Below are 11,028 nucleotides of genomic sequence, written 5' to 3' on the forward strand. Positions count from 1 at the left end.
GCCGCACCCACCGCAACGGGTGGAGAAGCGCTCGCCTGACGAGCGCTTCTCCACCCGTTGCTGGTCTCAGGGCGTGACGACGACCCGGCCCGACGCACCCTTCTCGGCGTCCGACATGACGTGCGAGACGAACGGGTAGGTCCCCGGCTCGGGGAACGTCAGCTCGACGAAACCGCCTTCGGCCGGTTGCAGCGCGAGCACCTGCGCACCGCCCGTCCCCGTCGAACCGCCGTCCCGCAGCGTGTACTCGCCCTCGCGGTAGACGGTGTCGAACTGCCCGCCGACGACGTGGAACGCGCTCGGCCGGTTCGGGCCCGCGTCGAGCACCCACAGCCGCACCCGCTCGCCCGCGGCGGCCGTCAGCGGCCGGTCCCGGTACTGGTTCGCGTACCCGTTGAGCACCACCAGGTCGGGCGACCGCGAGGCCACACGCGCGGCGTCCACCTCGCCGTCCTGCGGCCCCAGGTACAGCTCGGACTGCACGAGCGCGTACTGCGCGTCGACCGGGGCGAGCCCGTCCGGCTCGATGACGACCGCACCGGACATGCCGTTCGCGATGTGCACCGACATGGGCATCGTCGAGCAGTGGTACATCCACATGCCCGACCGCGTCGCGGTGAACGAGTACGTGAGCGTCTCGCCGGGCTGGATGGTGCGCATGACGTCGTCGGGCGCGAGGGCACCCGCGTGGAAGTCGATCGAGTGACCGATCGAGCCGTCGTTGACGAGCGTCACGACGAACCTGTCCCCCACGCGTCCGTGCAGCACGGGTCCGGGGGCGGTGCCGCCGAACGTCCACAGGCGCTGCCGCACGCCCGGCGCGACCTCGCGGACCACCTCCTGCACCGGGAGCGTCACGTGCCTCGTGACAGGCCCCTCGTCGGGGCCGAGGGGGTCGAGCGCGGCGTCCCGCGCGACGAACGCGTCGTCCGGCCGCGCCATGAGGTCGAGCAGGTCCGCGGCGGACGGCGCGGGGGCGTCGCCGTCACCGACGCCGCCGTCGGCGCTGTGACCGTCGTGCCCTGCGTGCTCCGACGGGCCGACCGCGTCGTCCGCGGTGTCGTCGGGTGCCGCGACCTGCGCGTCCCCCGTCACGACGATGTCGAGCGTCATCCCCATGAGCCGGTGCCCCGCCACCGAGCACCAGGCGTCGAGCGCGGCGCCGACGACGCCGACGTCGACACGTGCGCTCTCGCCGGGCGCGAGCCGCCCGCTCGTCGCACCGTTCGCGACGACGAGGTCGTGCACGTCGTCGTCGACGTTGGTGACCTCGAGCACGAGCCGGTCGCCGGCGGGGACCTCGACACGGGACGGGACGAACCGCATGTCGCGCGCCTCGACGCGCACGGTCGTCGTGCGACCGCTCGCCTCGACCCGGCCGGAGCCGCCACCGTCCGCGGCACCGGCGGTCGGGATCCCCGCGGCCGGCGGGTCCATCGCGACGCCGACGACGAGCGCGAGCGCGAGCGCACCCACGCCCACCGCGACGGCGCCCGACCGACGGACCGTCGAGGGTGCGTCGGTCGGCGTGTCCGGGTGCGCAGGAGCGGGCGCCCCGCGACGCGCGAGCGCGACGGCCCGGACCGCGAGCACCAGGAAGGACGCGAGGGCGCCGAGCACCACCATGGAGACGACGACGCGCACCGCGCTGGGCACCGGCGCGCAGAACAGCAGGAGCCCGCCGTTGACGAGCACGAGCCGGACGACCGCGCCGCGCTCGAGCTGGGCCGCCGTGGCCCGTGCGGTCGCGGGGCCGCCGCCCAGCACCACGGGCAGCAGGTGGGACAGCGCACCGACGAGGACCTGCGCCGCGAACCCGACGGCGAACGGTGCGACCAGCCCGCGCACGCGGTCCGCGGCGGCGTCCCACCCGGGCGCGGCGACGACGACCGCGCCGAACGCGACCAGCGACCCGACGAGCCACAGCACGGACGCGGCGAGCGAGGCGGGCGCGAGCACGGGCGGGACGTAGACCGGCGCGGTCCGGCCTGCGTGCGGCCGTGCGGCGTTCGCCGCGACGACAGGCGCGGCCGCGCGGCGCTGACGCCACATCACGCGCGCGACGAGGCCTGCGCCCCCGGCGACGACGACGCACCCCACGGGCACCAGCCAGCGCACCCCGGTCGCGGTCGCGAGCAGGACCAGCGCGAGCCCGCCGGCGACCACGGGGAGCGCCCGGGACCCGTCGCGCTCGTCGACCGGCTCGATGCGCGCGTGCTGGACGGTCGGCCACAGCACCATGAGCGTGCCGAGCACGGTGGTGGCGACCCAGCCGACGAGCGTGAGGACCACGTGCGCGACGTACAGGCGCCCGTGCGCCGCGTCGCCGAGCGCGCCGCGCGCGAGGACGACGCCCCCGGCGACACCGACGGGGAGCGCAGTGCCTGCCGCCACGTACCACCGCACGAGCGGTCGGAACCGCGTGGGCAGGGCGCCGCGCATCTGGCGCACGAGGACGACGACCTGTGCGCCGCCGGCACCTGCGACGAGCACCCCGCCCGCGACGACGAGCGCGAACCGGGGCAGGGCGAGGCCCGCGACCACCAGCAGCGCGCCCGCGGTGTGGGCCGCGAGGCGCGCGGTGAGCCCGCGGCGGCCGCCGGGTGCGGGCGAGCGCAGCAGCGTGTCCGCGAAGTGCTGGCTCCACAGCAGGATCGCGGTGCTCACCGCACCGAGCAGGAGCAGGTGCACCATGAGCCACTGCGCGGCCGGCACCCAGCGGTGCACGAGGGTGAGCACCGCGGCGGCCGCGAGCCAGGCGAGCACGAGGGCGTTGGCCCGCACGTGCCACGACGCGCGCGTCACGCGACGACCTCGAGCGCGCCGGCCGCGGCGTCGCTGCGAGCCGGCGTGCGGTCGGCGCGTGCGCCGGGCCGGGCGGGCGGACCGAGGAGCACGCTCGTGACGGCGACGACGACGAACGTGAGCACCGCGACGACGTTGCCGACGCCCGCCACCTGCACGACGACCGCCGCGTCGCGTGCGTCGCCGAGGACACGCAGCAGCAGGGTCACGTGCAGCAGGGTGAGCGGTACGTACATGACGGGCCGGTACGGCAGCGGCCGGCGCAGCACCGCGGGCAGGATCACGGGGGCGTGCGCCATCACCATCGACATCACGAAGCCCAGGAACACGGCGTGCAGCAGCGCGTCGTACCGCGGTCCGCTCGTCGTCGGCCCACCGACCATCCACAGCCCCCCGGCGACGGCGAGCCAGGTGAACGAGCCGAGCATGGCGACGGCCATGAACCGCGGGAGCCCGGTGCCGCGCACGGTGCGGCGGGCGACGTCGAACCGGGCGAGCAGGACGACGAGGCCGACGAGCGCCGCGCCGAGCACCGCGCTGCCCACCGCGGGCCACACGAGGGCCAGGGCCGCACCTGCGACGAGCGCACACGCACCGGCGACGACACCCCGCCCCGCCGCAGCGGGGACGGGTGCGATCCGCATGAGCTCGAGCCGTTCGCCGACGACGGTGAGCACGAGGAACGTCACGAGCCAGGGCGCGAGGTGCGGCACGGGGACGTCTGCTGCCCACAGCGTCGCGGCACCGACCGTGGCGAGCGCCCCGAGCCCCTGCACGGCGATCGCGTCGTCCGCGCGCCGGCGCCAGGCCGCGCGGTAGAGCGCCACGAGCACGGCCGAGCCGGCCACCAGGCACACCCGGCCGGCCGCGAGCGGGAGGGGTGCGACGAGCAGGAGCGCGCCCGCGCCGAGCAGGGCGGGCGCGGCCCACGCCCACGGCCGCGCACGTTCACCCGCCGTCGCGGGGGCGAGCGCCACGGCCCGTTCGAGCGCGACGAGGGTGCCGACGAAGCCCAGGACCATGAGCGGTCCGTGCACGTCCGCGAGCCGCTCGGACGGGACGGGTGCGGTCAGCCCGAGCAGCGTGAGCGCGGCGTCGAGGCCCGCGAGCATCGCGACCCCTGCGGGCAGCAGCAGGACCAGGCGCACGGTCGGCACCGCGCGTCGTGACGTGTTTTCCACGTCTGGACCGTAGTTAACCCGCGCAGGCGGGCGCGCGGGACCGAGGTCCCGCCCGGAGCCCCGGTACGCAGGCCCGATACTGACGACATGCCGGCACCCCGACGCACCCCCGCGGAGCGCACGCTCGCCGCGGCGAGCCGCGTCGACCTGCTGCGGATCCTGCAGCGCGGCGGCTCGCACACGGTCGGCGAGCTCGCCGCCGCCACGGGCCTGCACGAGAACACGACGCGTGAGCACCTCGCCCGGCTCGTCGCCGACGGGTACGCGGTCCGGACGCCCGAGGCGCGCACCGTGCGGGGCCGCCCGCGCATGCTCTACCGCGTCGCGTCGCCCGACGACGCGCGCCGCGACCCCATCGCGATGGGCCGGCTCGAGGAGTCGATCGCGCACGTCGCCCTGACCAGGGTGCTGATCAGCGGCTTCGGGCGCGACCTCGGCCCGACACGAGAGGCGGCACGGTCCGCGGGCTACGCGCTCACGGCGCCGGGCGGGGTGCTCGAGCCGACGGTCGAGCCGTTGCCCGATCCGGCGGCGGTGACGCCCGGCGGGCCGGACGCGGGCGACGCGTCGCGCGCCGTCGAGCGCCGCCAGCTCGACGCGCTCGAGGGGCACCTGGACCGGCTCGGCTTCGACCCGGAGCGCGACGACGACGCGCTGCGCATCCACCTGTGGCGCTGTCCGTTCCTCGAGCTCGCGCGCGAGCGGCCCGACGTGGTGTGCAGCGTGCACCTGGGGCTCGCGAGCGGTGTGCTCGAGACCGTCGGAGGGCCGCTCACCGCGGACCGGCTGCGTCCGTTCGTCGGGCGCGAGCACTGCGTCCTCGAGCTGCGGCGCTCGACCGCGCCCCTCGCGGACGCCTGACCCACCAGGGCCATAGGTCCTTTATCCACGGCGGGCGCCGTGACAATCTGGCCTCGACGCGCGCACGACCCGTGCGACGAGCCCCAGCACACGACCTCGGGAGACCGTCATGACCACGCAGGACGTCGACATCCTCAGCACCGCGCCCGAGCCCGCTGAGCAGCAGCACTCCTGCGGCTGCGGCGGCCACGACGAGGCCGACCCCGTCCTGGACGTGCGCGCCATCCCCCACGCCATCCGGCACGCGACGGTCTTCGGCGCGTTCGAGGCGATCGCCCCCGGCCAGTCGCTCGTGCTCGTCGCGCCCCACCTGCCGCGCCCGCTGCTCGCTCAGCTCGCCGAGCGCGCCCCGATCGACACCGAGGTGCTCGTCGACGGCCCCGAGGCGTGGACGGTCAAGATCACCCGCCGCGCCTGACCTGCCTCACAGCAGGGGCAGGACCAGCCGGGTGACGTTCTGCTCCGGGTCACCGCCCGGGTCCGGGTCCGTGACGTACTCCTCCCAGAAGTCGCCGCGGCCCTGGACGCCCTGCTCACGGCACCACGCGACCACGGTGCTCCACGCGTCCGGCAGGCGGTCGTACGGTCCGCGGTGGACGCCGACCACCGCGGACCCGCCGGCGAGGGTCAGGAGCTCCAACCCGTCGACGACCGCGTCGGGCGGCACCGCGAACCCTGCCGCGACGTCGGCGGTGTCGCTCGGCATCTCGCCGTACCACCCGATCGCGGGGCCGGTCGGCGGCACGCCCGCGGCTCCGAGCGTCTCCTGCACCTGGCGGTAGGCGCGGTCGTAGAACGCGCTCAGCGCGTCCATCGGCACGCGCTCGTGCACCACCGCCACCGTCGTCGTCGGCAGCTCGACCTGCTCGATGTCCATGTCGACCTCCTCGTCGTCTCGCACCCTCTCGCGCCGCGCCCGGGTGCGCCAGTGCGTGTGCCAACCTGGGGGCATGGCCGAGGTGGTACGGGCGCGCGTCGACGCGTGGTGCTGGGCCGTGCGCCTGTTCCCGACGAGGTCCGCGGCGGGTGCGGCGTGCCGCGCCGGCCACGTGCGCGTCAACGGCGAGCGCGCCAAGCCCGCGACGATCGTCGTACCCGGGGACGAGGTGCACGTGCGTGGCGGTGAGCGTGAGCGCATCGTCGAGGTGCGCCGCACCGTCGTCAAGCGCGTCGGCGCCGCGGTCGCCGTCGAGTGCTACCTGGACCGCTCCCCCGCCCCGGTGCCCAAGGCCCAGGTCGCGCTCGCCGGGGTGCGGGACCGCGGCGCGGGCCGTCCCACCAAGCGCGACCGCCGCCAGCTCGACCGGCTGCGTGGGCGCGGCTGACGGCCTCGCCGGACCACGGAGGGCTCAGCCGGGCGCGAGGTCGGCGACGCGTGCGATGAGCCCCTGCGCGTCGAACGGGGCGCGGACCTTCGTGTCGTTGTCGAAGTAGACGAACACGTCGCGACCCTGCGGGGCGGGCGCTGCGGGCAGCGCGAGCCGACGCGCGTCGTCGGGCTCACCACCCGCGGCCCACGCGCGCACCCGCTGCGCCCAGCGGTCGAGCGCGGGCTCGTCGTAGCCGCTCGCGTACAGCTCGGTGTCACCGTGCAGGCGCACGTAGACCACGTCGGAGGTGACGTCCTCGATCACGGGCCAGCGGCCCGCGGTGTCGGCGACGACCAGGCCGATCCCGTGCGCGCGGGCGAGCGCGACGAACGCCGGGACCTCGAACGACGCGTGGCGCACCTCGAGCACGTGGCGCAGCGGACGGTCGGCGTCGGTCGTCGTCCACGCACGTCCCTCGAGCCGCTCGTCGTGCTGCTCCGCGAGCGCCGCCGCGGCCGCGGTGCTGCGTGGCAGGAGGTCGAAGAACGACGCGAGACGGTCCACGTCGAAGCCGAGGGTGGGCGGGAGCTGCCACAGCACGGGACCGAGCTGCGGGCCGAGCGCGAGCACGCCCGAGGCGAGGAAGTTGGCCACCGGCGTGCGCACGTCGGCGAGCTTCTTGAGGTGCGTGACGAACCGAGGGCCCTTGACCGAGAACACGAAGCCCTGCGGCACCTGCGCGGCCCACGTCTGGTAGCTGGCGGGGCGTTGCAGCGCGTAGAACGAGCCGTTGACCTCGATGCTCGTCATGCGCTGCGCCGCGTACTCGAGCTCGGCGCGCTGCGGCAGTCCGCGCGGGTAGAACACGCCGCGCCACGGCGCGTACCGCCAGCCCGAGATCCCGATGCGCACCGTCACGCGGCCAGCCTGCACTCTCGCGGGGAGATCGGCAGGACCGGCCGGGCGGTCGCTCACCTGGGACCAACGTCCCGGGTAGGCTGACCCGCATGAGCGAACCCGTCCTGCAGCGTCGCGACGACGACCGTTCCGGCTCCGCGGAGCGCGCCGTCACCGTGTTCTTCACGTTCCTGCTGTTCTTCGTCGGCATCGCCCTGTTCGCGGTGTCGTTCGACGTGGTCGACGCCGCGAAGCCGTGGGTCTTCTTCGGCGCCATCGCGTCGATCAGCCTCGCGTTCGCGATCCCGACCACGATCATCCCGGCCCTCGAGGACCGCTGACCTCCGGCCCCACCACGCGTCCTCCAGCGCGGAGAGCCGCCGCCCGTCTCCCGGGCGGCGGCTCTCGTCGTCCCGGGACGCGTGCGCGTCACCCGTGTACGGCCACCGCGCCGGGGCGTGTGTGACCTTCGACTCACGCCCGGCCTGACCTGCGCTCCTAGCGTCGACCCCAAGAGCACCTCACCTCTCAGGGGAGATCGTGGACACCGCCGCCCGCACCGCAGCCGAACGCAGCACCGCCGCCCACGCCCCCGGGGCGTCGCCGCACGAGGGGTCGGCACCGTCGCGTCGTCGCCGAGCACGCCTGCTCGTCGGCCTGCTCGCCCTCACGGCCCTGCTCGCGGGGTGCGGGCAGAGCACGACGAGCGAGGGCTCCGTGCACGGCGGCGAGGCGAGCCTCGCCCTGCCCGACCTGAGCCAGGTCACCGTCCTCGGCGGGCTGTCGGGGCGCGCGCTGCTCGGGCTCGGGCTCGTCGTGTGCGTCATGGGCCTGGCGATGGGTGTCGCGACGTACCTGCAGATGCGCAAGCTCGAGGTGCACGCCTCGATGCGTGAGGTCTCCGAGCTCATCTACTCGACCTGCAAGGCGTACCTGGCGCAGCAGGGCAAGTTCCTCGTGGTGCTGTGGGCGTTCATCGCCGCGGTGATCGTCGTGTACTACAAGGTGCTCGTCGGGTTCGGGTGGGGCCGCGTCGCGGTCGTGATCGCGTTCAGCCTGATCGGCATGGCCGGCTCGTACTCGGTCGCGTGGTTCGGGATCCGCGTCAACACGCTCGCCAACAGCCGGGTCGCGTTCGCGAGCCTGCGCGGCAAGCCGCTCCCCCTGCACCGCATGCCGCTCAAGGCGGGCATGTCGATCGGCATGGTGCTCATCAGCCTCGAGCTGCTGATGATGCTCGTCATCCTCATGTTCCTGCCGCGCGAGATCGCGGGTGCGTGCTTCATCGGGTTCGCGATCGGCGAGTCCCTGGGCGCGAGCGCGCTGCGCATCGCCGGCGGCATCTTCACCAAGATCGCCGACATCGGCTCGGACCTCATGAAGATCGTCTTCAAGATCAAGGAGGACGACGCCCGCAACCCCGGTGTGATCGCCGACTGCACGGGCGACAACGCGGGCGACTCCGTCGGCCCGTCCGCGGACGGCTTCGAGACGTACGGCGTCACCGGCGTCGCGCTCGTGACGTTCGTGCTGCTCGGCGTCCACGACCCGGCGGTGCAGGCAAGCCTGCTCATCTGGATCTTCGTCGTGCGGGCCGTGATGATCGTCGCGTCCGCCGTGTCCTACCAGCTCAACGACCTGTGGACCGCGCGCCGCTACCGCGACGCGGAACGGATGGACTTCGAGCGCCCCCTGTCGAACCTCGTGTGGCTGACGTCCGCCGCGTGCATCGTCGCGACGTTCCTGACGACGTGGTTCGTCCTCGCGGACACCGCGGCCGCGGACCAGTGGTGGAAGCTCGCGACGATCGTCTCGTGCGGCACGCTCGCGGGCGCGCTCATCCCCGAGCTCGTCAAGGCGTTCACGTCGACCTCCTCGCGGCACGTCCGCGAGGTCGTGAAGTCCTCGCGCCAGGGTGGGCCGTCGCTCAACATCCTGTCCGGGCTCGTCGCCGGCAACTTCTCGGCCTACTGGCTGGGTATCGCGATCGTCGGGCTCATGGGCGGGTCCTACCTCATCAGCGAACAGGGCCTCGGCGACCTCATGGTCGCGCCCGCGGTGTTCTCGTTCGGGCTCGTCGCGTTCGGGTTCCTGGGCATGGGGCCCGTCACGATCGCCGTGGACTCCTACGGGCCCGTCACGGACAACGCGCAGAGCGTGTACGAGCTGTCCGTCATCGAGGACATCGAGGACATCGACGCCGAGCTCGAGCGCGACTACGGCTTCCAGCCCCAGTGGGAGCGCGGCAAGCTCATGCTCGAGGAGAACGACGGCGCCGGGAACACGTTCAAGGCGACCGCCAAGCCCGTGCTCATCGGCACCGCCGTGGTCGGTGCGACGACCATGATCTTCTCGATCATCATGGGCCTGACCGGCGGTCTCACCGAGGGCATCGAGAACCTCTCGCTGCTGCACCCGCCGTTCCTGCTGGGCCTCATCACCGGTGGCGCCGTGATCTTCTGGTTCACCGGCGCCTCGATCCAGGCCGTCACCACGGGTGCGCACCGCGCGGTCGAGTTCATCAAGACCACCATCAAGCTCGACGGCGTCACCAAGGCGTCCGAGGAGGACTCGCGCCGCGTCGTCGAGATCTGCACGCAGTACGCGCAGCAGGGCATGCTCACGATGTTCCTCGGCGTGTTCTTCGCGACGCTCGCGTTCGCGTTCGTCGAGCCGTACTTCTTCATCGGCTACCTGGTGTCCATCGCGACGTTCGGCCTCTACCAGGCGATCTTCATGGCGAACGCCGGCGGCGCGTGGGACAACGCGAAGAAGATCGTCGAGACGGACCTGCACGCCAAGGGCACCTCGCTGCACGACGCGACGATCGTCGGCGACACCGTCGGCGACCCGTACAAGGACACCTCGTCGGTCGCCCTCAACCCCGTCATCAAGTTCACGACCCTGTTCGGCCTCCTGGCCGTCGACCTCGCGGTCTCGTTGACCGACGACGGCCTGCACACGCTCGTCGTGTCCCTCGCCGCGGTGTTCTTCGTCATCTCCGCGTTCTTCGTGCACCGCTCGTTCTACGGCATGCGGATCCGTACGTCGCTCGAGGACGACGACGAGGGTGCGCCCCTCGCACCCGCCGACGAGCCGCCGGCCGACGAGCACGCGTCCGAGAAGTCCGCGTCCGCCGAGCCCGCCTTGCCCGTGCCGGCGCGGCCCGTCGACGACGAGCTCGTCGTGAAGGAGGCGAGCGTGTCATGAGCACCCGCATCGCGGTCCGCTACCGGGACGTGCTCGTCGACCCCGACGGCCAGGTCGCCGGGCACGACGCCGGCGCGACGCTCGTGCGCCGCCTGCTGCGCGTGTTCCCCGGCTCCGTCCTCGTGGGCGACGGCCCCCGCCGCTGCGACGGGTTCGACGTCCTGCCGCTCGAGTTCCTCGACGCGAGCGACACCGTCGTCATCAACATGGACGTCGTCGACTCCGCCGCCGTCTGGCGCACGCTCGCCCGCTCCGGCACCGCCCGGCCCGGCACCGAGCCGCGCGTCATGAACTTCGTGTGGTGGACCACGTCGCAGTTCACGCACCCCGTCGACCGCGCGTGCCTCGGCCTGTCGTGCGCGCTGTTCCCCACGTTCGCCAACTCCGAGCGCACCGCGACCGAGGTCCGCGAGATCGTCGGGCAGTGGACCGTCCAGCAGCTCGCCGAGCAGGCCCGCATCGGGTGGGTCAACCTCGGCATCCGGCTCGAGCACGTGCACCCCCGCCACGAGCCCGACGTCCCCGTGGTCCTCTACCCCGCGATCTGGCTGTCGGAGCGCAAGCAGCCGCAGGTGTTCGTCGACGTCGTCGAACGCGTGCACAAGCGCGTCCCGCTGCGCGTCGAGGCCCGCCTGGTCGAGTCGCACCTGGTCTCCGAGGACGCCATGCGCCTGTCCCGGCACGACTGGGTGTGGCTCGGCCCGCTCACCGCGAGCCGCGACGACTACTGGGAAGCCCTGTCGCACACCACCGCGTTCCTCGCG

The 11,028-nt window shown here is 73.7% G+C and carries 10 protein-coding genes; 6 read left to right on the plus strand and 4 right to left on the minus strand.

Features of this window, described 5'->3' with window-relative positions:
* Positions 1–66: 66 nt before the first annotated feature.
* Both CUD01_RS08990 and CUD01_RS08995 read right to left on the minus strand, forming a co-directional pair.
* Entirely contained in the window at positions 67–2,805 is a 2,739-nt protein-coding gene (locus tag CUD01_RS08990; RefSeq protein WP_141320416.1) for a multicopper oxidase domain-containing protein, read from the minus strand.
* Complete coding sequence (locus CUD01_RS08995) at positions 2,802–3,986, minus strand: DUF8744 domain-containing protein (RefSeq protein ID WP_244937726.1); 1,185 nt, start codon at positions 3,984–3,986, stop codon at positions 2,802–2,804. The genes CUD01_RS08990 and CUD01_RS08995 overlap by 4 nt, the downstream gene beginning before the upstream one ends.
* An 87-nt stretch (positions 3,987–4,073) precedes the next feature.
* On the opposite strand from CUD01_RS08995, the gene CUD01_RS09000 reads away from it, so the two are divergent.
* On the plus strand, positions 4,074–4,847 hold the full coding sequence (locus tag CUD01_RS09000) for a helix-turn-helix transcriptional regulator (protein WP_141320418.1): 774 nt from the start codon (positions 4,074–4,076) through the stop codon (positions 4,845–4,847).
* 109 nt (positions 4,848–4,956) lie between these two features.
* Positions 4,957–5,265: a DUF2249 domain-containing protein gene (locus CUD01_RS09005; RefSeq protein WP_094179613.1), complete on the plus strand. Its 309-nt coding sequence runs from the start codon at positions 4,957–4,959 to the stop codon at positions 5,263–5,265.
* Positions 5,266–5,271: 6 nt separating this feature from the next.
* Here the strand turns inward: CUD01_RS09005 and CUD01_RS09010 are convergent, their stop codons facing one another.
* On the minus strand, positions 5,272–5,724 hold the full coding sequence (locus CUD01_RS09010; protein WP_141320420.1) for a GyrI-like domain-containing protein: 453 nt from the start codon (positions 5,722–5,724) through the stop codon (positions 5,272–5,274).
* Between the two features lie 73 nt (positions 5,725–5,797).
* On the opposite strand from CUD01_RS09010, the gene CUD01_RS09015 reads away from it, so the two are divergent.
* Positions 5,798–6,172, plus strand: coding sequence for an RNA-binding S4 domain-containing protein (locus CUD01_RS09015; protein ID WP_174773859.1), 375 nt, complete (start codon positions 5,798–5,800; stop codon positions 6,170–6,172).
* Positions 6,173–6,196: 24 nt separating this feature from the next.
* Here the strand turns inward: CUD01_RS09015 and CUD01_RS09020 are convergent, their stop codons facing one another.
* The gene (locus CUD01_RS09020; RefSeq protein ID WP_218023849.1) at positions 6,197–7,075 is read right to left on the minus strand and encodes a DUF72 domain-containing protein; all 879 of its coding nucleotides are present in this window, start codon (positions 7,073–7,075) and stop codon (positions 6,197–6,199) included.
* Between the two features lie 89 nt (positions 7,076–7,164).
* On the opposite strand from CUD01_RS09020, the gene CUD01_RS09025 reads away from it, so the two are divergent.
* From CUD01_RS09025 to CUD01_RS09035, 3 genes are all read left to right on the plus strand, one after another.
* Positions 7,165–7,395, plus strand: a complete 231-nt coding sequence (locus CUD01_RS09025) for a hypothetical protein (RefSeq protein ID WP_094179610.1) — start codon at positions 7,165–7,167, stop codon at positions 7,393–7,395.
* A gap of 199 nt (positions 7,396–7,594) precedes the next feature.
* Entirely contained in the window at positions 7,595–10,264 is a 2,670-nt protein-coding gene (locus tag CUD01_RS09030) for a sodium-translocating pyrophosphatase (RefSeq protein WP_280525813.1), read from the plus strand.
* A partial coding sequence (locus CUD01_RS09035; RefSeq protein WP_141320422.1) for a glycosyltransferase family 1 protein occupies positions 10,261–11,028 on the plus strand: 768 nt, incomplete at its 3' end. The genes CUD01_RS09030 and CUD01_RS09035, both read left to right, overlap by 4 nt.

It is taken from the genome of Cellulomonas uda (assembly GCF_006538705.1).
Taxonomy (GTDB): Bacteria; Actinomycetota; Actinomycetes; order Actinomycetales; family Cellulomonadaceae; genus Cellulomonas; species Cellulomonas uda.